We start from the raw sequence: 22,759 nt of genomic DNA, 5'->3' as shown, positions 1-22,759 counted from the left end.
AGAAGGCGCGGTATTATGCCTGCTTTGTCCGGCGGCATGAAAAACCGGTGGTCGAACGCCCCGCGATCAATGAACGGTACGAGGAACAGATGGCTCCCTGGCTGACAGTAATAGGCATCGGCGAAGACGGCTTCAGCGGCCTGGGCAAACAGGCCCGGCGCGCCCTGCTAGCAGCCACGCGCATCATCGGTGCCCCGCGCCAGCTGGCCCTGTTGCCCCGCTGCGTCACCGCCGAGCAACTGCACTGGCCCAGCCCCTTCTCCCTGGCCCCGGTCCTGGCCCTGCGCGGTGAGCCGGTATGCGTATTGGCCAGCGGCGATCCGATGTTCTACGGCGTCGGCGCCAGCCTGGCGCGCCAGCTGCCCGCCGAGGAACTGCAGGTGCTGTCGATGCCCTCCTCCTGCGCCCTGGCCGCCGCCCGCCTGGGTTGGCCGCTGCAGGACGTGCAGGTGGTCTCGGTGGTCGCCCGCCCGCTGGCGGCGCTCAATGCCCACCTGTACAGCGGCATGCGCCTGCTGGTGTTGAGCAACGACGAAAGCAGCCCGGCGGCCATTGCCGCGCAGTTGCGCGAACGTGGCTTCGGCCCCAGCCGTCTCCAGGTGTTCGAACACCTCGGCGGCCCACTGGAACGAACGCTGAGCGGCACCGCCGACGATTGGCCACATACCGACATCGCCCTGCTCAACCTGGTCGCCATCGAATGCCAGGCCTCACCTGATACCCCACGCCTGCCTCGCGTGGCCGGCCTGCCCGATAGCGCCTTCCGTCACGACGGCCAGCTGACCAAGCGCGACGTACGAGCGATTACCCTGGCCCGCCTGGCACCGCAGCCGGGCGAACTGCTGTGGGACGTAGGCGCCGGTTGCGGCTCCATCGGCATCGAATGGATGCGCGCCCATCCCAGCTGCCGCACCCTTGCGATCGAGGCAGACGAAGGCCGCCAGGGCTACATCGAACACAACCGCGACACCCTCGGGGTGCCCGGCCTGCAACTGATCCGCGGCAAGGCACCCGAGGCCTTGGCCGGGCTGGAGCGTCCGGACGCGATCTTCATCGGCGGCGGCGTCACCCGCGAAGGCGTGCTCGACCTGTGCTGGCAGCGCCTGCTGCCGGGCGGGCGCCTGGTTGCCAACGCCGTCACGCTGCAAAGCGAGGTCGCCCTGGCGCAGTTTCGCGACCAGCATGGCGGCGAGTTGACCCGTATCCATATCGCCCACACCCAGCCGCTGGGCAGTTTCGACACCTGGCGCCAGGCCCTGCCGATCACTTTGCTCGATGTGGTGAAACCCGTCGATGCGTGAAGAAACCCGCGAACAGCCCGCGCCCCTGCGCAGCGGCCTGACCACCGGCAGCTGCGCCACCGCCACCAGCCTGGCGGCGGCGCGCCTGCTGCTGACCGGCCAGCACAATGACGCGGTGCACATCACCCTGCCCAAGGGCAAGGTGGTAGAGATGCGCCTGGAGTTCTGCCATCTCAAAGGCGAAGCCGCCGAAGCCGGCACCCTGAAAGATGCCGGCGACGACCCCGATGTCACCCATGGCGCCCTGCTCTACAGCCAGGTGCGCCTGCTGGCCGAGCCCGGCATTCGCTTTGTCGCCGGGCAAGGCGTGGGGACCGTGACCCGCCCGGGGCTGGTGCTGGGCGTCGGCGAGCCGGCGATCAACCCGGTACCGCGCAGGATGATCGGCGACCACTTGCAACAGTTGGCCTGCGAATGTGGCTATGACGGCGGTTTTGAAGTCACGGTCAATGTCCAGGACGGCGAGTCGCTGGCCCTGAAGACCATGAACCCGCGCCTGGGCATCCTCGGCGGGCTGTCGATCCTCGGTACCAGCGGCATCGTCCGGCCGTTTTCCTGCTCGGCCTACATCGCCTCGATCCACCAGGGCATCGACGTCGCCCACACCAACGGCTACACGCACATCGCCGCCTGTACCGGCAACGCCAGCGAAGACACCATGCGCCGGGTCTACGACCTGCCGGAAATCGCCCTGATCGAGATGGGCGACTTCGTCGGCGCCGTGCTCAAGCACCTGCGCAAGGTGCCGGTGCCGCGCCTCACGCTGTGCGGCGGCTTCGGCAAGATCAGCAAGCTGGCGGCCGGGCACATGGACCTGCACAGCCGTCATTCGAGCATCGACCTGCCGCAACTGGCGGGCTGGGCGGCGGCCATTGGCGCGGACCAGGCCCTGCAACAGGCGATCGTCGCCGCCAACACCAGCCAGCAGGCCCTCGCCCTGGCGCATGCCGCCGGCATCGCCCTGGGTGACGAGGTGTGCCGCCACGCCCTGGTCTTCGCCCGCAGCGTGGTGCCGGCCCAGGTGCAGGTGGAAGTGTTCGCCATCGACCGCCAGGGTGGCATCGTCGGCAAGGCGGGTGTGGCATGAACGGGCGCATCCTGCTCCTCGGCGGCGTCACCGAAGCCCTGGCCATCGCCCGCCAGTTGGGTCCGCAACATGTCTACAGCCTCGCCGGCATCGGCCGCATTCCCCAGGACCTGGCCTGCCAGGTGCGAGTCGGCGGCTATGGCGGCGCCGAAGGCCTGGCCGAGTACATGCGCGCCGAAGGCATCGACCTGCTGATCGACGCCACCCATCCCTATGCCGCGCAGATCAGCCGCAACGCCGCCCTCGCCGCACACTGCGCCGGCATTCCCTGCTGGGCCCTGCGCCGTCCGGCATGGCAGGCGCAGCCCGGTGATGACTGGCGCGAAGTCGAGGACTGGGCCGGGCTGATCGCGGCGCTGGCCCCATTCGAACGCCCCTTGTTCACCCTGGGTCGAGAGCCCCTGCAACACCTGGACGAAATCCCGCCACACCAGTTCTGGACCCTGCGCGCCCTCGAGGCGTGCCCCGGCAATGACCGCTGCGAAGTGATCGGTGCGCGCGGGCCATTCCTCATCGACGATGAACGTGCCCTGTTCGAACGTCGGCAGATCGACGTGCTGGTGAGCAAGAACAGCGGCAGCACGGCCACCGAGCCGAAACTGGAAGTGGCGCGGGAGCGCGGGATTCCAGTACTGGTGCTCGAGCGGCCGGTGCTGCCGGAAGTGGATCGGGCATTTCACGATGCAGGGTCGCTGCTAGAGGCACTCGGCCTGTTCAAGGCCTGATCATGCTACGTATATCCCATTGACATATCCACTCCTGGAATTAAACTCCGGACATACATTTGCGCTTTCAAGGAGGCCCATCATGGAGCAAGGTGCAGTCTTCAAAAGCAACCGCAGCCAGGCTATCCGCATGCCAAAAGCCCTCGCCCTTCCAGACGACGTCACCCGAGTGGACATCGTCGCGGTGGGCCGTTCCCGTATCATCTCGCCTGCCGGCGAAAGCTGGGACAGCTGGTTCGAGGGTGACGATGTGAGTTCGGACTTCATGGCGAGCAGGGAACAGCCAGCCGACCAGGAGCGCGAAGGATTCTGATGCTCAGGTACATGCTCGATACCAACATCTGCATTTTCACCATCAAGAACAAGCCACAAGTGGTGCGCGAGGCATTCAATCGGCACCACGGCCAGTTGGCCATCAGCACGGTAACCCTGATGGAGTTGATCTACGGTGCGGAAAAGTCCGCCGCGCCGGAGCGTAATCTGGCCATTGTCGAGGGGTTCGCCGCACGGCTCGATGTGCTTGACTACGACATTCAGGGCGCAGCTCACACCGCGCAGCTACGTGCGGAACTGGCCAAGGCCGGCACGCCCATCGGCCCCTACGACAGAATGATTGCCGGCCACGCCCGCGCGCGCGGCCTCACGCTGGTGACCAACAACCTGCGCGAGTTCCAGCGTGTTCCGGGGCTGCGTGTGGAAGATTGGGTGACACATCCACGCTGACGGTCGCGAGATGGCCCTGTGCCTTGATCCTGCCGTAAAATCACCTCTCCCCTTCTGGAAGGCTCCACCCATATGGAAATGCAATGGTGGATCTGGCTCGTCTTCGGCGTGGCCTTGATCCTGCTGGAACTGGTACTCCCCACCTTCTTCATCCTCTGGTTCGGCATCGGCGCCGTGCTGGTGTCGCTCGTCTCGCTGCTCGCGCCCAGCCTGCAACTCGATATGCAGGGCCTGCTGTGGGTGGTGTTCTCATCGATCACCACCGTGCTCTGGTTCAAGGTGTTCCGCCGCAAGAAGCCAGACGTGCGCTGGACCGCCGACAGCGTGATCGGCGAGGTCGGCCTGCTGACCGCCAACGTGTCGCAGTTCCAGAAAGGCCGGGTGCGCTTCCAGAAACCGATCCTCGGCAACGAGGAATGGACCTGCGTCGCCGACAGCGACATCCCCGCCGGCGAGCGCGTGCGCCTGGCCGCCATCGAAGGCAACACCGCCCGGGTTACCCGGGCCTGAATCCGCACTAAAAGGAAGTTCGCACCATGACCAGCCTCATCGTCGTCGCCACCCTCGCTGTATTCGTCCTCATCACCGTGTTCAAGGGCGTGCGCATCGTGCCCCAGGGCGAGGAATGGATCGTCGAGCGCCTGGGCCGCTACCACAGCACTCTCAAGCCGGGCCTGAACATCGTCATTCCGTACATGGACGTGGTCGCCTACCGCCTGCCGACCAAGGACATCATCCTCGATGTGCAACAGCAGGAAATCATCACCAAGGACAATGCGGTGATCGTCGCCAACGCCCTGTGCTTCGCCAAGGTGGTCGACCCACAGAAAGCCTCGTACGGCGTGCAGAACTTCTCGTTCGCCGTCACCAGCCTGACCATGACCTCGCTGCGCGCCATCGTCGGCGCCATGGACCTGGACGAGGCGCTGTCCAGCCGCGAGCAGATCAAGGCGCGCCTGCGCGAGGCGATGTCCGAGCAAACCGAAGACTGGGGCGTGACCGTGCGCTCGGTGGAGATCCAGGACATCAAGCCGTCGCCGAGCATGCAGACCGCCATGGAGCGTCAGGCCGCCGCCGAGCGTGAACGTAAAGCCGACGTGACCCGCGCCGAGGGCAACAAGCAGGCGGCGATTCTCGAGGCCGAAGCGCGCCTGCAGGCGGCCAAGCTGGATGCCGAGGCCCAGGTGAACCTGGCCGAGGCGTCGGCGCGGGCGATCACCCTGGTCAAGGAAGCCGTGGGTAGCGAGACCGTGCCGGCCATGTACCTGCTGGGTGAGCGTTACATTGGCGCAATGGAAAACCTGGCGGCCAGCGACAATTCGAAAGTCGTGGTGCTGCCGGCTGACCTGCAGGAAACCGTGCGCGGCCTGATGGGGCGCGGCAAGGCCTGATATCACCTGCGGCTGCTGTGCAGCCCCAGGTGCGGCACTTCACCGCACCCCGGCTTTTTTACCTATACTCCGCCGTACAATAGCCATCACGATTCCTGACCGGATCTCTCCATGCCCCCACGTCGGCACATTGCCTGGATAGCCTGCCTTGCAGTGCTGTTCAACCTGCTGGCCATGCCGCTGTCTTCTGCCGCGCCCAAAGGCCCGGCCGAGCAGCTGCTGTGGGGGGCTTTCTGCTCCAGCATGGCCAACAAGGCCAAGGTCGATGTCCAGGCCCTGGCCAAGATCGACCTGGGGCAGCAAAGCGACGAAAGCGCCAGCATGATGAACTGCTGGTGCTGCCTGGGCGCGGCGCCACTGCTGGCCTTGCCCAGCTACCCGCCACAGTTGCACAACCCGCCGCTTCTGATCGCCAGGCACCTGCCGCACCTCGCCGACTACCAACCCACGCCGCGCCAGCTCTGGCCCGCACTCAATCCTCGTGCCTCTCCGCTGGTCTGATTTCACTACGCTGTCCTTCAGAAACTGAACAGACCGGAGACTCACCCATGCTCAAGCAAGCCCTCGTCCTGGCCGCCCTGCTGCTGCCCGGCGCCTACGCCAACGCCCACGAGTACAGCGTCGGCGACCTGCACATCGCCCACCCCTGGTCGCTGGAGCTGCCGCCGAACGCGCCTAACGTCGCGGCCTACTTTGTCGTGCACAACAACGGCAAGGCCGATGACCGCCTGCTCTCGGTGCAAAGCCCCATCACCGACGACGCCCAGTTGCACGAGCATGTGATGAGCGCCGCCGGCGCCATGAAGATGCAGCATGTACCTAGCGTATTGGTCCCGGCCGGCAAGGATGTGGTGTTCGCCCCCAGCGCCTACCACGTGATGATCATGCAGCCCAAGGACCGCAGCCTGCTCACCGATGGCAAACGCTTCCCGCTGACCCTGCACTTCGAGAAAGCCGGTGACGTCACGGTCGACGTCGCGGTGCAGAAGCAGCCGCCGGCCGAACAAGCCGCAGCGCACGAACACACGCACTGACCGACTGACAGGCGCTCGCCATGAGCCTGCCGCGCTACAGCTCCGCCCGCAGCACCCGCCCTGATCGCAGGCGCGTCGGTGGCGGCTGGCTGAGCCTGTTCGCCATGTGGATGATCTTCATCGGCCCGCTGGTTTCCCAGTCGATGCCAATGGAGCACCACGCCGGCATGCCCATGGACATGTCGATGAGCATGCCCATGGCCCACGCTCACGACGAGCACCATGGCCACGGCAACGATGGCCAGCTGCATGTCATGTGGGAGAAGTGCGGCTACTGCAGCCTGCTGTTCAACTGCCCCGCCCTGCCCCAGACCCTCAGCCCGCTGACTGCGGGCAGCCAACTCCCCCCTGTCCACCTCGCCAATGCCACGCGCCAGGGCCATGCCCGGCAGGCTGTATTCCCCGGCGCCCGCAGCCGCGCGCCGCCCGGTTCGATCGTCGCCTGAACACAACCCGATAAACGCCCGAAGCCAGGAGGCTTCGCGCTGACTCATGACTGATCGACTGGAATCATTATGTCCGGCTGCACCCCTGTTTTTGCCCTTTCCCTGCGCGGCACCATCGCCGTGCTCTGCGGCTCGCTGCTCGCGCCACTGGCCCTTGCCGCCGAAACCGGCCACGAAGGCCACATCCACGACGCGGCCGAACTGAGCCCGACGGTGATCACCGCCATCGCCCCGAGCTCGCCGCTGACCGTGGTCACCAACCCCAAGGACCCGCGCCAGCCCGTGCCGGCCAGCGACGGCGGTGACTACCTCAAGACCATCCCCGGGTTCTCGGTGATCCGCGCTGGCGGCACCAATGGCGACCCGGTGCTGCGCGGCATGTTCGGTTCGCGCCTGAACATCCTCACCAACGGCGGCATGATGCTCGGCGCCTGCCCGGGCCGCATGGACGCGCCAACCTCGTACATCTCGCCGGAAACCTACGACCGCCTCACCGTGATCAAGGGCCCGCAGAGCGTGATCTGGGGGCCGGGCGGCTCGGCTGGCACCATTCTCTTCGAGCGTGAGCCGGAGAAGTTCGGCGAGTTGGGTAGCCGGGTCAACGGCAGCGTATTGGCTGGCTCCAACGGCCGCTTCGACAAGGTCCTCGACGCCGCGGCCGGCAACCAGCTCGGCTACGTGCGCTTCATCGGTAACCAGTCGCACTCGGACGACTTCGAGGACGGCAACGGCGATACCGTGCCGTCGCGCTGGGACAAGTGGAACGGCGACGTCAGCCTCGGCTGGACCCCGGACGCCGACACCTTGCTGGAACTGACCGCTGGCAAGGGCGACGGCGAGGCTCGCTCCGCCGGACGCGGCATGGACGGTTCGCAGTTCAAGCGCGAGAGCCTGGGGCTGCGCTTCGAGAAGTCCAACCTGGGCGAGGTGCTCGACAAGGTCGAGGCGCAGGTCTACTACAACTACGCTGACCACGTGATGGACAACTACACCCTGCGCACTCCGTCGGGCACCGGCATGATGGGCATGCCCATGGTCAGCAACGTCGACCGCCGTACCATGGGCGCACGGATCAAGGCCACCTGGCGCTGGGCCGACGTGCAACTGATCAGCGGCATCGACGCGCAGACCAACGAACACCGCCAGCGCGGCGGCATGGGCGTCAACGCGCACAAGGGCCAGCCCTGGACCAAGGACGCCGACTTCCACAACTACGGCGCCTTCGGCGAGCTCACCTGGTATGCGACCGGTGAGGATCGCCTGGTCACCGGCGCCCGCCTGGACCGTGCCTCGGCCCGCGATTTCCGCAAGGGCAGCGCCACCGAAGGCGACACCCGCGCCGACACCCTGCCCAGCGGCTTCGTGCGCTACGAGCACGACCTGGCGGCGATTCCGGCCACCACCTACATCGGCCTCGGCCACACCCAGCGCTTCCCCGACTACTGGGAGCTGTTCTCGCCCAAGCGCGCCCCGGCCGGCTCGGTCAACGCCTTCGACGGCATCAAGCCGGAGAAGACCACCCAGCTCGACTTCGGCATCCAGTACCGCGACGAGCGCCTGGAGGCCTGGGCCTCGGGTTATGTCGGGCAGGTCCGCGACTACATCCTGTTCGACTACCAGCGCAACATGATGGGCTCGCTCACCTCCCAGGCGCAGAACGTCGACGCCCGCATCATGGGCGGCGAACTGGGCGCGGCCTACAAACTGACCGAGAACTGGAAGGCCGACGCCACCCTGGCCTACGCCTGGGGCAAGAACAGCAGCGACGGCAAGGCCCTGCCACAGATGCCACCGCTGGAAAGCCGCCTGGGGCTGACCTACAGCCGCGACACCTGGAGCGTCGGTGCCCTGTGGCGCCTGGTCGACGAGCAGAACCGCATTGCCAAAAACCAGGGCAACGTGGTCGGCAAGGATTACGACGCAAGCTCAGGCTTCGGCGTGTTCTCGCTCAACGGCGCCTACAAGGTCAACAACAACCTCAAGCTCAGCGCGGGCGTCGACAACCTGTTCGACAAGGCCTACGCCGAGCACCTGAACCTGGCCGGGAACGCCGGGTTCGGCTACCCGGCCAGCGCCACGGACCCGGTGAACGAGCCAGGCAGGACCTTCTGGACCAAGGTCGACTTCAGCTTCTGACAACAACAAACGGGCGCGGGACCTGACCGCGCCCACTTAAGGTCTACGGGAGGCTCTAATGAGCAAACCAAACGTTTCCTTCTACAACCTTGCGTGGCGCTGGCATTTCTATGCCGGGCTGTTCGTGGCGCCATTCATGATCCTGCTGGCGCTTACCGGGATCATCTACCTGTTCAAGCCGCAACTCGATCCGTTGCTGTACCGCGAGCTGATGGTGGTCGAGGCCGGCCATCACCGACAGGGCGCCGACACGCTGCTGGCCAACGTGCGCCAGGCTTATCCACAAGGCCAGGTGGGACAGTATCTGCCGCCGGTGAGCGCCGAGCGCAGCGCACAGTTCGTGGTGCATGACGGCGGGCGCGAGCTGAATGTCTTCGTCGACCCGTACAGCGGCCAGGTACTGGGCGAGCAGGATGGCAAACAGAACCTGCAGGCCATCGCACGCGCCTTGCATGGCGAACTGATGGTCGGCACGGTCGGTGACCGGCTGGTTGAACTGGCGGCGGGCTGGGGCATTGTGCTGGTGGTGTCCGGGCTCTATCTCTGGTGGCCACGCGGGCGCAGCAGCGCGGGCGTGCTGTGGCCACGTTTCAGCGCGCGCGGCCGCTTGCTGTGGCGCGACCTGCATGCCGTCACCGGTTTCTGGGGCTCGGCCCTGCTGCTGCTGATGCTGCTCAGCGGCATGACCTGGACCGGGCTGTGGGGCAAACAGTACGCCGACCTGTGGAACCGCTTCCCGGCGGCCATGTGGAACGACGTGCCCAAGTCCGACAAAGAAGCCCGCGACCTCAACAGCGCCCACCGCCAGACCGTGCCGTGGGCGATGGAGAACACGCCGATGCCAGTGTCCGGCGCCCATGCCGAGCATGCCGGGCATCACATGATGGATCACGCACCAGCGGCGCCGCAGGTCAGCCTGCAACAAGTCGAGGATGTCGCCACCCTGCGCAAGGTCGAACCGGGCTACAGCATCACCCTGCCGACCAGTGCCGACGGCGTGTTCACCATCGCGGTGTTCGCCGACGATCCGCGCAACGACGCCACCCTGCATGTCGACCAGTACACCGGGCAGGTGCTGGCCGACGTGCGCTGGCAGGACTACAGCCCGGTGGCCCGCGCCACGGAGCTGGGGGTGATGCTGCACGAGGGCAAGATGTTCGGGCCGTTGAACCAGCTCGTCATCCTGCTGGTGTGCCTGATGATCTTGCTGGGTTCGGTAAGCGGGCTGGTGATGTGGTGGAAGCGCAAGCCGGCCGGTGGGCTGGGGGTGCCGCCACTGCGCCATGACCTGCCGCGCTGGAAGACGGCGGTGGCGGTGATGCTGGTGCTGGGCCTCGCCTTCCCGCTGGTGGGGTTGTCCATGGTGGTGATGTGGGGGGTGGATAGCCTGGTGGTGCGGCAGCGGGCCTTGGCCCGGGCCTGAGACCTTGCTTGGCTGTTCCGGCCTGATCGCCGGCAAGCCGGCTCCCACAAGGGTGGATGCGATCCCTGTGGGAGCCGGCTTGCCAGCGATGATGCCAGCCCATGCAACCATTGACTCCAGTCATGTCGAGCATCGCGCTGTACCGCCAAGATCGTGCCGATCTGCCACACCCGCGATTGGAACGCGACGTGATAGCCTACTCGGCTTTCGCTCACAAAAAGACTGACCCTCAATGGAATGCAGCCTATGACCCGGACCTCCCAGACACCCTCCGAAGAGCAGCACCTGCAACGCAACCTGACCAACCGTCACATCCAGCTCATCGCCATTGGCGGCGCCATCGGCACCGGCCTGTTCATGGGCTCGGGCAAGACCATCAGCCTGGCCGGCCCGTCGATCATCTTCGTCTACATGATCATCGGCTTCATGCTGTTCTTCGTCATGCGCGCCATGGGCGAGCTGCTGCTGTCGAACCTCAACTACAAGTCGTTCATCGATTTCTCCGCCGACCTGCTCGGCCCCTGGGCCGGCTACTTCACCGGCTGGACCTACTGGTTCTGCTGGGTGGTCACTGGCATCGCCGACGTGGTGGCGATCGCCGCCTACACACAATTCTGGTTCCCGGACTTGCCACAGTGGATACCGGCGCTGAGCTGCGTGGCCTTGTTGCTGTCGCTGAACCTGGTGACGGTGAAGATGTTCGGCGAAATGGAATTCTGGTTCGCCCTGATCAAGATCATCGCCATCATGGGCCTGGTCGCCACCGGCCTGTACATGGTCATCACCGGCTTCCAGTCGCCGAGTGGGCACACCGCCACCCTGACCAACCTGTGGAATGACGGCGGCATGTTCCCCAATGGCCTGCTGGGCTTCTTCGCCGGCTTCCAGATCGCCGTATTCGCCTTCGTCGGTATCGAACTGGTGGGCACCACCGCCGCCGAAGCAAAGAACCCCGAGCGCACCCTGCCGCGGGCGATCAACTCGATCCCGATCCGCATCATCGTGTTCTACGTGCTGGCGCTGATCGCCATCATGGCCGTGACCCCATGGCGCGACGTGGTGCCGGGCAAGAGCCCGTTCGTCGAGCTGTTCGTGCTGGCCGGCCTGCCGGCGGCGGCAAGCATCATCAACTTCGTGGTGCTGACTTCTGCGGCCTCGTCGGCCAACAGCGGCGTGTTCTCCACCAGCCGCATGCTGTTCGGCCTGGCCCAGGAGGGCGATGCGCCCAAGGCGTTCGAGAAACTCTCGCGCCGCGCGGTGCCGGCCAACGGCCTGTACTTCTCCTGCACATGCCTGCTGCTGGGCGCGGTGCTGATCTACCTGGTACCCAATGTGATCGAAGCCTTCACCCTGGTGACGACGGTGTCGGCGGTGCTGTTCATGTTCGTATGGACGCTGATCCTGCTGTCGTACCTGAGCTACCGCAAACAGCGCGCGGCGCTGCATGAGCAGTCCACCTACAAGATGCCCGGCGGGCGTTTCATGTGCTACGTGTGCCTGGTGTTCTTTGCCGGCATTCTGGTGCTGTTGAGCCTGGAGGCGGATACGCGCTCGGCGCTGGTGGTCACGCCGATCTGGTTCGTGATTCTGGCGGTGACCTATCAGTTCGTGCGCAGCAGGCGTCAGCCGCGTACCGCCGTGCGTGGGGCGTCGAACAACTGATCCTGAACCCATCGCGGGGCAAGCCCGCTCCCACGCCTGCCGTGTGAGGTCGGCGTGGGAGCGGGCTTGCCCCGCTATGAGGCCCGCTAGCCTTGCTCCAACCCTTCAAGCACGGCTTCGGCCAACGCCAGGCCTTTCTCCAGCGAGTTCTCCGTCGCCGTCAGCAAACTGCGCAACGGCTCCCCCGCCTTCTCCAACGCGGCAGCATTGGTCTCATACGCCGCCTTCAACGCCGCCACGGCGCACACCAGCGCATCCTCGCTATCAACGCCAGCACGTACCGAGAGAATCGGATCATGGGCGTGATTGCAGGTGCCAAAGTGGGAACAAGCGGTGACGGGACGTGATTTGCGCGGGGTAAGGTTGACCAACGATTCCTGGTTCATGGCTGCACCTCTCGATGAAAGGTGGCGATCTCGACAAATGCGAACGGTGGATCTGGAACGATCTTCTTGAGCATGGTGCGACTCCTTGCAGCCTTCTGAAGTGTATCTCCGTGCCCATACGCCAATATGGGTGGACGGAGCCGTGCGGGTTGGCGTTGCCGGTCAGAAGGTCCGGTGAGCCCGAAGGCTCCCACACACGGCTCCGCCCATAACGGGTGCAACCATGCAGGACACGCTATCGCAGGTGCGATGTGCCCGGTTCTGACAGCGGGACGCCAATCCCGAACCGCAGAAACTACTGCGGTGCGGCACGGTACTCAAGTACCGCTTATGTGTCAAAAGTGTTCATCGCCCCGGGCCCCAATCCTGTGCAAGCCTGTGCAGCAAGCACCATCCTGGCCACACCCCGCGCCCCGATTCGTCGCATAACCGCTCTACCAAGCACATTCCATCGCTCGGCACAGCCCTTGCAATCTCCGATCTGGCCAACACCCACCATCACATCGGAGTGAGCACATGAAGCGACGCAGTCTGATCAAGGCCTTCACCCTCAGCGCATCGATTGCCGCAATGGGCCTGAGCTGGAGCATCCAGGCCGCCGAGACCATCAAGGTCGGCATCTTGCATTCGCTTTCCGGGACCATGGCCATTTCCGAGACCTCGCTCAAGGACATGGCGCTGATGACCATCGACGAGATCAACGCCAAGGGCGGGGTCAACGGCAAGCAGCTCGAGGCGGTGGTGGTGGACCCTGCGTCCAACTGGCCGCTGTTCGCCGAGAAGAGCCGCCAGTTGCTGACCCAGGACAAGGTGGCGGTGGTGTTCGGCTGCTGGACCTCGGTGTCGCGCAAGTCGGTGCTGCCGGTGTTCGAGGAGCTCAATGGCCTGCTGTTCTACCCGGTGCAATACGAGGGTGAAGAGATGTCGCCGAACGTGTTCTACACCGGCGCGGCGCCCAACCAGCAGGCGATCCCTGCGGTGGAATACCTGATGAGCGAGGACGGTGGCGGCGCCAAGCGCTTCTTCCTGCTGGGCACCGACTACGTCTACCCGCGCACCACCAACAAGATCTTGCGCGCATTCCTGCACAGCAAGGGCGTGGCCGACAAGGATATCGAAGAGGTCTACACGCCGTTCGGCCACAGCGATTACCAGACCATCGTCGCCAACATCAAGAAGTTCTCGGCGGGCGGCAAGACAGCGGTGATCTCCACGGTCAACGGCGACTCCAACGTGCCGTTCTACAAGGAGCTGGCCAACCAGGGGCTGAAGGCCACCGATGTGCCGGTGGTGGCGTTCTCGGTGGGTGAAGAAGAGCTGCGCGGCATCGACACCAAGCCGCTGGTGGGCCACCTGGCGGCGTGGAACTACTTCGAGTCGGTGGATAACCCGGTGAACCAGAAGTTCGTCGCCGACTGGAAGGCCTACGCCAAGGCCAAGGGCCTGCCCGGGGCCGACAAGGCGGTGACCAACGATCCGATGGAAGCCACCTACGTGGGCATTCACATGTGGGCGCAGGCCGCCGAGAAAGCCAAGTCCACGGACGTCGACAAAGTACGTGAAGCGTTAGCCGGGCAGAGCTTCAAGGCACCGTCGGGCTTCACCCTGACCATGGACAAGAGCAACCACCACCTGCACAAGCCGGTAATGATCGGCGAGATCCAGGATGACGGGCAGTTCAGTGTGGTCTGGCAGACAGAAGAGCCGTTGCGGGCGCAGCCGTGGAGCCCGTTCATTCCGGGGAATGACAAGCGGCCGGATTATGCGGTGAAGGGTAACTGAGTGCACTGGGGCTGCTGCGCAGCCCTATCGCGGATAAATCCGCTCCTACAGGTCCGTGTAGGAGCGGATTCATCCGCGATGAATCCACCGCCGATTTCCAGGATGGCCCGCATGCTCAGACTCCTGCTCACCTTTCTACTGCTACTGCCCCTGGCCACCCAAGCCAGCGAAGGCGAATTCTTCCTCAGCGCCAAACCCGCCGAACAGGCGCGCCTGCTCGAAACCTGGGCCGCGCAACCCGACGCCGCCCGCCTGCCGCTGCTGGACAACCTGCGCCAGGGCCGCATCGCTGAAAATGACACCCGCAAACTACGCCTGAACAACCGCCTGCGCGGCCTGATCGACAACGCCCTGGCCAGCCACCAGCTGCTCAGCGACAACAGCGCAATCCGCCTGGCCTCCGCCCAGCAGTTGCAGAAAAGCGCCCAGCCGGCACAGATGGCCTTCCTCGACCGGCGCTTCGCCGCCGAACCCGACGCCGCCGTGCACGCGGCCCTCGGCTTGGCCCTGGCCAACCTGCAACTGGGCGCCAGCGACCCGGCAGTGCGTCTGGCCGCCGTGCGTCTGCTCGGCGAAACCGGTGACCCGCTGGCCCGCACCCGGCTTGAAGCGCTACTACAACCCAACGCCGAAACCGACGCAGCCGTGCGCACCGCCGCCGAAACCAGCCTGGCCCAGGTACAGCGCAAGCTGCTGGTGGGCGAACTGCTCGGCCAGGCCTTCAGCGGTCTGTCGCTGGGCTCGATTCTGCTGCTGGCGGCACTGGGCCTGGCGATCACCTTCGGCCTGCTCGGGGTGATCAACATGGCCCACGGCGAGATGCTGATGCTCGGCGCCTACAGCACCTATATGGTCCAGGTGCTGCTGCAGCGCTATGCCCCCGGTGCCATCGAGTTTTACCCGCTGATCGCCCTGCCGGTGGCCTTCGCCGTCAGCGCCGGGGTCGGCATGGCCCTGGAGCGCACGGTGATCCGCCACCTGTATGGCCGCCCGCTGGAGACCCTGCTGGCCACCTGGGGCATCAGCCTGATCCTGATCCAGGCCGTGCGCCTGCTCTTCGGCGCGCAGAACGTCGAGGTAAGCAACCCGGCCTGGCTGTCCGGCGGCATCCAGGTGCTGCCCAACCTGGTGCTGCCGTACAACCGCCTGGTGATCATCGGCTTCGCCCTCGCCGTGGTGCTGCTCACCTGGCTGCTGCTCAACCGCACGCGGCTGGGCCTGAACGTGCGCGCGGTCACCCAGAACCGCAACATGGCCGCCTGCTGCGGGGTGTCCACCGGCCGCGTCGACATGCTCGCCTTCGGCCTCGGCTCAGGCATCGCCGGGCTCGGCGGCGTGGCCTTGAGCCAGGTCGGCAACGTGGGGCCGGACCTGGGCCAGAGCTACATCATCGACTCGTTCCTGGTGGTGGTGCTCGGCGGTGTCGGCCAACTGGCTGGCAGCCTGTGGGCGGCCTTCGGACTGGGCATCGCCAACAAACTGCTGGAGCCGCAGATCGGTGCGGTGCTGGGCAAGATCCTCATCCTTGCGCTGATCATTCTGTTCATCCAGAAGCGCCCGCAAGGCCTGTTCGCCCTCAAGGGACGGGTAATCGACTGATGAACCAGCCATTGATTGTCACTGCCACGCGCAAGGCCGGCACCCGGGTTTCAATGGCCGTCGGCGCCGTTGTCGTCCTGGTGCTGCTGGCCCTGCCGCTGCTGTCGCTGCTGCCCGACGGGCACGCCTTGCAGGTCTCGGCCTACACCCTGACCCTGGTCGGCAAGGTCCTCTGCTACGCCATCGTCGCCCTGGCCCTGGACCTGGTCTGGGGCTACGCCGGGTTGCTGTCGCTCGGCCATGGCCTGTTCTTCGCCCTGGGCGGCTACGCCATGGGCATGTACCTGATGCGCCAGGCGGCCGGCGACGGCCTGCCGGGGTTCATGACCTTCCTGTCGTGGAGCGAGCTGCCCTGGTACTGGGCCGGCACCCAGCATTTCGCCTGGGCGCTGTGCCTGGTGGTGCTGGCGCCGGGGCTGCTGGCGCTGGTGTTCGGCTTCTTCGCCTTCCGCTCGCGGATCAAGGGCGTGTATTTCTCGATCATGACCCAGGCCCTGACCTTCGCCGGGATGCTGCTGTTCTTCCGCAACGAGACAGGCTTTGGCGGCAACAACGGCTTCACCAGCTTCCGCACCATCGTCGGTTTCGACATCGCCGCCCAGGGCACCCGGGCCGTGCTGTTCCTGCTCACGGTCGGCCTGCTGCTGGGCAGCCTGTTCCTGTGCTGGCGCCTGACCCAGAGCAAGTTCGGGCGCCTGCTCACTGCCGTGCGTGACGCCGAGAACCGCCTGATGTTCTGCGGCTACGACCCGCGTGGCTTCAAGCTGCTGGTATGGGTGCTCAGCGCCGTGCTGTGCGGCCTGGCCGGGGCGCTGTACGTGCCGCAGGTGGGCATCATCAACCCCAGCGAGATGTCGCCGACCAACTCCATCGAGGCCGCCGTGTGGGTGGCCCTGGGCGGGCGCGGCACGTTGATCGGGCCACTGCTCGGCGCCGGCCTGGTCAATGGCATGAAGAGCTGGTTCACCGTGGCGTTTCCCGAGTTCTGGCTGTTCTTCCTCGGCGCGCTGTTCATCCTCGTCACCCTGTACCTGCCCAAGGGCGTGGTCGGCCTTGTGAAGAAAAGGAGCCAGCCATGAGAAGCGTGCCCCCGGTACATCCGGAATTCATGCTCGAACCGATCTTCGACCAGATCGGCAGCGGTCGCGAGGCGATCGGCCTCGGTCGGCGCCGCGAGACTGGGCTCGACACCCGCCACGGCACGGTGCTGAGCCTGGAGGGCATCAGCGTCAGTTTCGACGGCTTCAAGGCGCTCAACGACCTGAACCTGTACATCGGCGTCGGTGAGTTGCGCTGCATCATCGGCCCCAACGGCGCCGGCAAGACCACGATGATGGACGTGATCACCGGCAAGACTCGGCCCGACACGGGGACCGCGTTTTTCGGCGACACCCTCGACCTGACCCGCATGAGCGAATGCCAGATCGCCCAGGCCGGCATCGGCCGCAAATTCCAGAAGCCCACGGTGTTCGAGGCGTTGACGGTGTTCGAGAACCTGGAGCTGGCGCTCAAGGCCGACAAGTCGGTGTGGGCCAGCCTGCTGGCACGCTTGAGCGGCGAGCAGCGCCAGCGCATCGACGAGGTGCTGACCACCTTGCGGCTGCTGCCCCTGGCCCAGCGCCAGGCGGGGTTGCTGTCCCACGGGCAGAAGCAGTTCCTGGAGATCGGCATGCTACTGGTGCAGGAGCCGAAGCTGCTGCTGCTTGATGAGCCGGTGGCGGGGATGACCGATGCCGAGACCGAGTTCACCGCCGAGCTGTTCCGCTCGCTGGCGCGCAGGCATTCGCTGATGGTGGTGGAGCATGACATGGGGTTCGTCGGCAGCATTGCCGACCATGTGACGGTGCTGCATCAGGGCAGTGTGCTGGCCGAAGGGTCGCTGGCGCAGGTGCAGGAGGATGAGCGAGTGGTCGAGGTGTACCTCGGTAGATAGGCCTATGAAGCCCGCTCTCACGCACAAATCACACAAGGGCAAGACATGCTGAAAATCGACACCCTGCACCAGTACTACGGCGGTAGCCACATCCTGCGCGGCCTGTCCTTCGAGGCCAAGGTCGGCGAGGTCACCTGCCTGCTGGGCCGCAACGGCGTGGGCAAGACCACCCTGCTGCGCTGCCTGATGGGCCTGCTGCCGGCCCGCGAGGGCCGCGTGGAATGGGAAGGCAAAGCGATCACCACACTCAAGCCACAACAACGAGTGCAGGCCGGCATCGCCTACGTGCCCCAGGGCCGCGAGATCTTCCCGCGCCTGACCGTGGAGGAAAACCTGCTGATGGGCCTGTCGCGGTTCCCCGCCCGCGAGGCACGGGATGTGCCGGCATTCATCTACGAACTGTTCCCGGTGCTGGAGCAGATGAAACAACGCCGTGGCGGCGACCTGTCCGGCGGCCAGCAGCAACAATTGGCCATCGGCCGCGCCCTGGCCAGCCGCCCGCGCCTGCTGATCCTCGACGAGCCCACCGAAGGTATCCAACCCTCAGTGATCAAGGAGATCGGCGCGGTGATCCGCAAGCTCGCCGACCGTGGCGACATGGCCATCCTGCTGGTGGAGCAGTTCTACGACTTCGCCGAGGAACTGGCCGACCAGTACCTGGTCATGGCCCGTGGCGAAATCGTCCAGCGCGGCCGCGGCGAAAACATGCAGGCCGAAGGTGTGCGCGGCCTGGTTACCATTTAATCTGCAACCACTTCCCTTGCGAGACGCTGTCATGAGTTACCAGATCCGCGACGCCCTGATCGACGACGTGCCGGGCATCCTCGACATCTACAATGACGCCGTGGCCAACACCACGGCGATCTGGAACGAAACCCCGGTGGACCTGGCCAATCGCCTGGCCTGGTTCGAGGCCCGTGCGCAGCAGGGTTATCCGATCCTGGTGGCGGTGGATGACAGCGGCGTGCTCGGTTACGCCTCATTCGGCGACTGGCGGCCGTTCGAGGGCTTTCGCCATACGGTCGAACATTCGGTGTACATCCGTGGAGACCAGCGCGGCAAAGGTCTGGGGCCGGTGCTGATGGCAGCACTGGTCGAGCGGGCCAGGGGCTGTGGCAAGCATGTGATGGTCGCCGCCATCGAAAGCGGCAATGCCGCGTCGGTGCGCCTGCATGAGCGGCTGGGGTTCGTGGTGACCGGGCAGATGCCGCAGGTGGGCGTGAAGTTCGGCCGGTGGCTGGACCTGACCTTCATGCAACTGATGCTCGGTCCAGGGGCGCAGCCGTGAAACCCGAGGGGCCGCCGTGCGGCCCCACAACGTTCACATCTGGGTAAACCGGCCCAACCGTTGGCGCAGCATGTGGTTCTCGCTGCGCAACTGCTGCACTTCCTCCAGCAATTCCAGCGCCAGGGCCACCCCTTCCCATTCGAGCTCCAGCTGATCATGCAGCTTCACCGCGCGCTTGAGGGTGACCGGCGCGCGGTCGTCGAACACCCATTCCTCCGGCGTTCGCCCCGAAGGTTCAACAATGCCGTGCTCGACGATCTCGATCACGCAATCGGCCGTGAGGTCGGCTTCCTGGCAAAGGGTACGCATGTCCAGTTGAACGATCAGGGTGCTGCTCATGATCACTTACTCCATTGAGTCCTCGGATTGAACGCGGCTTTCTCGGAGAGCTGGGTCCACAGTGCACGCGTTGCGTCATCGGATTGGGCGGGCATCACGACTTTGAGCTGGGCGTACAGGTCGCCGCGCTCGCCCTGCTTGTTCAGCAGGCCCATGCCCTTGACCCGCAGGCGCTGGCCGCTCTGGCTGTCGGGGCGGATGGTCAGGTTGATCTTGCCGGTCAGGGTCGGCACGGCCACCTTGGCGCCGAGCGCTGCCTCCCACGGTGCCAGCGGCACGGTGATGATCAGGTCATGACCTTCGACATCGAACAGCGGGTGCGGTGCCATGCGGATGGTCAGGAACAGGTCGCCATTGGCGCCACCGCCCACGCCCGGCGCGCCCTGGCCCTTGAGGCGGATGCGCTCGCCGTCGGTCACCCCGGCAGGGATCTTCACGTTCAGGGTCTTGGTGGTGAACCCGGTGCGCTGGCCGGCAGCGTTAGTCTGCGGCACCTGGAAGCTGATCTGCTTGGATTCCTTGTTCAGGGTTTCCTCGAGGAACACCGCCAGCTCCAGTTCCACGTCCTGCCCTCGCCTGCCGGTACTACGTTGTTGCCGGCCACCGCCGCCACCGAAGGGGTTGCCACCCCGGGCGCCGAAGATCGAGCTGAAGAAATCGGAAAAATCGCCGCCCTCGAAGCCACCGCCGCCGCCATTGCCGCCACGGGACTGCCAGCCAGGCGGTGCCTGGAAAGGCCGGCCATGCTGGCCGCCATACTTGCGGATCTCGTCGTACTCGGCGCGCTTGTCCTTGTCGCCAAGCACTTCGTAGGCCTCGTTGGCCTCCTTGAACTTGTCCTCGGCGTCACGCTCCTTGCTGACATCCGGGTGATACTTGCGCGCGAGCTTGCGGTAAGCGGCCTTGATCGCCTTCTCGTCCGCGCTCGCCTCGACGCCGAGTATCTTGTAATAGTCTTTGAAGTCCATCTATGGATCACCGATGTGAATGTACGTATTGCTACTGAAGATTGGGGTCAAGCATAGCCTTTCAAGGTTCATCCGGGGTTGCGCTATCGCAGACGACCGGTCTTGATTTAGCCGCAGACTGGCATAAACTGCGCGGCCGTTTTGCCTCCGGAAGCTCTCCTTCATGTCTGACGTATCCCCGGCCCGCGCCCTCGGCATCGACTTCGGCACCTCCAACTCCACGGTCGGCTGGCACCGCCCTGGCGCCGAATCGCTGATCGCCCTGGAAGACGGCAAGATCACCCTGCCGTCGGTGGTCTTCTTCAACATCGAGGAACGTCGCCCGGTGTATGGCCGCCTGGCCCTGCACGAGTACCTGGAGGGCTACGAAGGCCGCCTGATGCGCTCGCTCAAGAGCCTGCTGGGCTCCAAGCTGATCAAGCACGACACCAGCGTGCTGGGCAGCGCCCTGCCGTTCAAGGACCTGCTGGGCATGTTCATCGGCGAACTGAAAAAGCGCGCCGAAGCCGATGCCGGCCGCGAATTCGACCAGGTGGTGCTGGGCCGCCCGGTATTCTTCGTCGACGAGGACCCGGCCGCCGACCAGGAAGCCGAGGATACCCTGGCGGAAGTTGCGCGCAAGATCGGCTTCAAGGACGTGTCGTTCCAGTACGAACCGATCGCCGCGGCCTTCGACTACGAGTCGGGCATCAGCCGTGAAGAGCTGGTACTGATTGTCGATATCGGCGGTGGTACCTCGGACTTTACCCTGATCCGCCTGTCGCCCGAGCGCCACCTGGTGGCCGAGCGCCATGACGACATCCTCGCCACCGGCGGCGTGCACATCGGCGGTACCGACTTCGACAAGCAACTGAGCCTGCAGGGCGTGATGCCGCTGTTCGGCTACGGCAGCCGGATGAAGAGCGGCGCGCTGATGCCCACCAGCTACCACCTCAACCTGGCCACCTGGCACACCATCAACGCCCTGTATGCGCAGAAGTCGCAACTGGCCCTGGGCAGCATGCGCTATGACATCGAGGACACCCTCGGCATCGACCGACTGTTCAAGCTGATCGAGCAGCGCGCCGGGCACTGGTTGGCGATGGAGGTGGAAGCCAGCAAGATCGAGCTGACCGAGCGCGACAGCCGGAGCATCGACTTTGGCCGGATCGAACCGCAGCTGTCGGCCGAGCTGACCCGGGCACTGTTCGAAGATGCAATTGACGGTTTGCTCGAGCGCGTGCGCGGCAGTGTGAGCGAATTGCTGGCCAAGGCCGGCGTGAGCGAGAGCCAGGTGGACACGGTATTCTTCACCGGCGGCTCCAGCGGCATTCCGGCGCTGCGCAACAGCGTGGCGGCGATGCTGCCCAATGCGCGGCATGTGGAAGGCAATATCTTCGGCAGCATTGGCAGCGGCCTGGCGATCGAGGCGCGCAAGCGTTACGGCGTGCTCTGATCGATTTGGGGCCGCTTTGCGGCCCTGGTGATCCTCAGACCAGCTCCGCCCGCTTCAACTCGCTCTTCAAGTAGGCGTAGTAGATCGGCCCCGCCACCACACCCGGCAGGCCGAACGCCGCCTCGAACACCAGCATCGCCAGCAACAGCTCCCAGGCCTTGGCACTGATCTGCCCGCCGACGATCCGCGCGTTGAGGAAATACTCGACCTTGTGGATAACGATCAGATAGCCCAGCGCCGCCATCGCCACCCAGATCGACAGCGACAGACCAACGATGGTGATCAGGGTATTGGACATCAGGTTGCCGATTACCGGCAGCAGCCCGAGCAGGAAGGTCAGCACGATCAGGGTCTTGGTCAGCGGCAGGTGCACGCCGAACAGCGGCAACACCACGGCGAGGAAGATGCCGGTAAAGAAGGTGTTGAGCAGCGAGATCTTGATCTGCGCGAAGACGATGTTGCGAAACGCCTGCACCAGCAGGCTCAGGCGCTCGAACAAGGCAGCGGCCAGGGGCTTGCGCCGGGAAATGTCGGGGATGCGCTGCAGGGCGACGATGGCGCCGAGGATCATGCCGATCAACAGGGTCACGAACATGTGCGCCATGCCCTTGCCCACGAGCTGCAACTCGCTCAGGTGACTCTTGAGCCAATCGCCGATGGCCACCTTGAACTCGGCCGCACTGGCCGGCAGGTAGGCGTCGATGAACGGCGGCAACTGGCCCCGCGCACGCTCGACCAAACCCATGAACTTGTCCAGCGAGGCGCCGGGGTTCTCGGCCTCATGCAACAGGAAACTGAAGGCACCGGCGATCAGCAGGGTCAATGTGCTCACTACCAGGGTGCCAAGCAGCGCCACAGCGAGCCAGCGTGCGCGCTGCCCAGCGATCAGCGGTTGCAGGCGCGGCGTCAGCATGTTGACCAGCTCGAATACCAGCAGGCCGGCGAGCAAGCTGGGCAGCAGTTTCAGCGGCAACGCCAGCAGCAGGCCGGCGACAACGATGAGCAGGCTGGCAAGGGTGATCTGGCGGGGGGTGAAGGTCATACAGCCTCGACGGCAGACAGCGGAAAGTTCCGCAGTCTGCCAGCCTTCACGGCAGAGGC

Annotated in this window: 24 protein-coding genes; 20 read left to right on the top strand and 4 right to left on the bottom strand. The window is 65.2% G+C overall.

Annotated elements, in window-relative coordinates; translation table 11 throughout:
- The first annotated feature begins 89 nt into the window (after positions 1-89).
- The 13 genes from cbiE to cycA all read left to right on the top strand — a co-directional run bounded on the left by cbiE (position 90) and on the right by cycA (position 11,928).
- On the top strand, positions 90-1,301 hold the full coding sequence (gene cbiE / locus BMY03_RS21535) for a precorrin-6y C5,15-methyltransferase (decarboxylating) subunit CbiE (RefSeq protein ID WP_094012268.1): 1,212 nt from the start codon (positions 90-92) through the stop codon (positions 1,299-1,301).
- Positions 1,294-2,388, top strand: a complete 1,095-nt coding sequence (locus BMY03_RS21530) for a cobalt-precorrin-5B (C(1))-methyltransferase (protein ID WP_094012239.1) — start codon at positions 1,294-1,296, stop codon at positions 2,386-2,388. The genes cbiE and BMY03_RS21530 overlap by 8 nt, the downstream gene beginning before the upstream one ends.
- Complete coding sequence (locus tag BMY03_RS21525; RefSeq protein ID WP_028691287.1) at positions 2,385-3,113, top strand: cobalt-precorrin-6A reductase; 729 nt, start codon at positions 2,385-2,387, stop codon at positions 3,111-3,113. The genes BMY03_RS21530 and BMY03_RS21525 overlap by 4 nt, the downstream gene beginning before the upstream one ends.
- Before the next feature lie 82 nt (positions 3,114-3,195).
- Positions 3,196-3,426, top strand: coding sequence for a type II toxin-antitoxin system VapB family antitoxin (vapB, locus tag BMY03_RS21520; RefSeq protein ID WP_094012238.1), 231 nt, complete (start codon positions 3,196-3,198; stop codon positions 3,424-3,426).
- Positions 3,426-3,836, top strand: a complete 411-nt coding sequence (vapC, locus tag BMY03_RS21515; RefSeq protein ID WP_028691288.1) for a type II toxin-antitoxin system tRNA(fMet)-specific endonuclease VapC — start codon at positions 3,426-3,428, stop codon at positions 3,834-3,836. The genes vapB and vapC overlap by 1 nt, the downstream gene beginning before the upstream one ends.
- 72 nt (positions 3,837-3,908) lie before the next feature.
- Positions 3,909-4,346: an NfeD family protein gene (locus tag BMY03_RS21510; RefSeq protein ID WP_088852331.1), complete on the top strand. Its 438-nt coding sequence runs from the start codon at positions 3,909-3,911 to the stop codon at positions 4,344-4,346.
- A 26-nt stretch (positions 4,347-4,372) separates the two neighbouring features.
- Positions 4,373-5,227 carry an SPFH domain-containing protein gene (locus BMY03_RS21505; RefSeq protein ID WP_023631114.1) on the top strand — a complete coding sequence of 285 codons (855 nt, stop codon included), beginning with the start codon at positions 4,373-4,375 and terminating at the stop codon, positions 5,225-5,227.
- A 111-nt stretch (positions 5,228-5,338) separates the two neighbouring features.
- Complete coding sequence (locus BMY03_RS21500) at positions 5,339-5,728, top strand: DUF2946 domain-containing protein (protein ID WP_094012237.1); 390 nt, start codon at positions 5,339-5,341, stop codon at positions 5,726-5,728.
- 47 nt (positions 5,729-5,775) lie between these two features.
- Positions 5,776-6,261 carry a copper chaperone PCu(A)C gene (locus BMY03_RS21495; RefSeq protein ID WP_023631116.1) on the top strand — a complete coding sequence of 162 codons (486 nt, stop codon included), beginning with the start codon at positions 5,776-5,778 and terminating at the stop codon, positions 6,259-6,261.
- A 20-nt stretch (positions 6,262-6,281) separates the two neighbouring features.
- Positions 6,282-6,707, top strand: a complete 426-nt coding sequence (locus BMY03_RS21490) for a DUF2946 domain-containing protein (RefSeq protein WP_023631117.1) — start codon at positions 6,282-6,284, stop codon at positions 6,705-6,707.
- A 69-nt stretch (positions 6,708-6,776) separates the two neighbouring features.
- Entirely contained in the window at positions 6,777-8,843 is a 2,067-nt protein-coding gene (locus BMY03_RS21485) for a TonB-dependent copper receptor (RefSeq protein ID WP_094012236.1), read from the top strand.
- 58 nt (positions 8,844-8,901) lie between these two features.
- Positions 8,902-10,266, top strand: coding sequence for a PepSY-associated TM helix domain-containing protein (locus BMY03_RS21480; RefSeq protein ID WP_094012235.1), 1,365 nt, complete (start codon positions 8,902-8,904; stop codon positions 10,264-10,266).
- A 246-nt stretch (positions 10,267-10,512) separates the two neighbouring features.
- Positions 10,513-11,928, top strand: a complete 1,416-nt coding sequence (cycA, locus tag BMY03_RS21475) for a D-serine/D-alanine/glycine transporter (protein WP_094012234.1) — start codon at positions 10,513-10,515, stop codon at positions 11,926-11,928.
- Between the two features lie 86 nt (positions 11,929-12,014).
- Here cycA and BMY03_RS21470 read toward each other — a convergent pair whose 3' ends face one another.
- Positions 12,015-12,314 (bottom strand): hypothetical protein, encoded by a 300-nt coding sequence (locus BMY03_RS21470; protein ID WP_028691297.1) that lies wholly within the window; start codon positions 12,312-12,314, stop codon positions 12,015-12,017.
- A gap of 516 nt (positions 12,315-12,830) precedes the next feature.
- Between BMY03_RS21470 and urtA the strand changes: the two genes are divergently transcribed.
- The 6 genes from urtA to BMY03_RS21440 all read left to right on the top strand — a co-directional run bounded on the left by urtA (position 12,831) and on the right by BMY03_RS21440 (position 18,916).
- A complete protein-coding gene (gene urtA / locus BMY03_RS21465) occupies positions 12,831-14,096 on the top strand; it encodes an urea ABC transporter substrate-binding protein (protein ID WP_094012233.1) in 1,266 nt (421 codons plus the stop codon).
- Positions 14,097-14,207: 111 nt separating this feature from the next.
- On the top strand, positions 14,208-15,695 hold the full coding sequence (gene urtB, locus BMY03_RS21460; protein ID WP_177182943.1) for an urea ABC transporter permease subunit UrtB: 1,488 nt from the start codon (positions 14,208-14,210) through the stop codon (positions 15,693-15,695).
- Entirely contained in the window at positions 15,695-16,774 is a 1,080-nt protein-coding gene (gene urtC, locus BMY03_RS21455) for an urea ABC transporter permease subunit UrtC (RefSeq protein ID WP_062572703.1), read from the top strand. Before urtB ends, urtC begins: the two co-directional genes overlap by 1 nt.
- Positions 16,771-17,628 (top strand): urea ABC transporter ATP-binding protein UrtD, encoded by an 858-nt coding sequence (urtD, locus tag BMY03_RS21450; protein WP_094012231.1) that lies wholly within the window; start codon positions 16,771-16,773, stop codon positions 17,626-17,628. The genes urtC and urtD overlap by 4 nt, the downstream gene beginning before the upstream one ends.
- 45 nt (positions 17,629-17,673) lie before the next feature.
- Positions 17,674-18,372: an urea ABC transporter ATP-binding subunit UrtE gene (gene urtE, locus BMY03_RS21445; protein WP_023630085.1), complete on the top strand. Its 699-nt coding sequence runs from the start codon at positions 17,674-17,676 to the stop codon at positions 18,370-18,372.
- 31 nt (positions 18,373-18,403) lie between these two features.
- On the top strand, positions 18,404-18,916 hold the full coding sequence (locus BMY03_RS21440; RefSeq protein ID WP_094012230.1) for a GNAT family N-acetyltransferase: 513 nt from the start codon (positions 18,404-18,406) through the stop codon (positions 18,914-18,916).
- A 33-nt stretch (positions 18,917-18,949) separates the two neighbouring features.
- Here BMY03_RS21440 and BMY03_RS21435 read toward each other — a convergent pair whose 3' ends face one another.
- Together BMY03_RS21435 and cbpA are read right to left on the bottom strand one after the other, a co-directional pair.
- Positions 18,950-19,255 carry a chaperone modulator CbpM gene (locus BMY03_RS21435; RefSeq protein WP_023630087.1) on the bottom strand — a complete coding sequence of 102 codons (306 nt, stop codon included), beginning with the start codon at positions 19,253-19,255 and terminating at the stop codon, positions 18,950-18,952.
- Positions 19,256-19,257: 2 nt separating this feature from the next.
- Positions 19,258-20,223 (bottom strand): curved DNA-binding protein, encoded by a 966-nt coding sequence (cbpA, locus tag BMY03_RS21430; RefSeq protein ID WP_094012229.1) that lies wholly within the window; start codon positions 20,221-20,223, stop codon positions 19,258-19,260.
- Between the two features lie 163 nt (positions 20,224-20,386).
- Between cbpA and BMY03_RS21425 the strand changes: the two genes are divergently transcribed.
- The gene (locus BMY03_RS21425) at positions 20,387-21,658 is read left to right on the top strand and encodes an Hsp70 family protein (protein ID WP_094012228.1); all 1,272 of its coding nucleotides are present in this window, start codon (positions 20,387-20,389) and stop codon (positions 21,656-21,658) included.
- Between the two features lie 34 nt (positions 21,659-21,692).
- On the opposite strand, the gene BMY03_RS21420 is transcribed toward BMY03_RS21425, so the two are convergent.
- On the bottom strand, positions 21,693-22,700 hold the full coding sequence (locus BMY03_RS21420; protein WP_023630089.1) for an AI-2E family transporter: 1,008 nt from the start codon (positions 22,698-22,700) through the stop codon (positions 21,693-21,695).
- Positions 22,701-22,759: the final 59 nt, after the last annotated feature.

The organism is Pseudomonas soli (genome assembly GCF_900110655.1).
In the GTDB taxonomy this organism is placed as follows: domain Bacteria; phylum Pseudomonadota; class Gammaproteobacteria; order Pseudomonadales; family Pseudomonadaceae; genus Aquipseudomonas; species Aquipseudomonas soli.
This window is presented reverse-complemented; position numbering and strand designations above follow the sequence as displayed.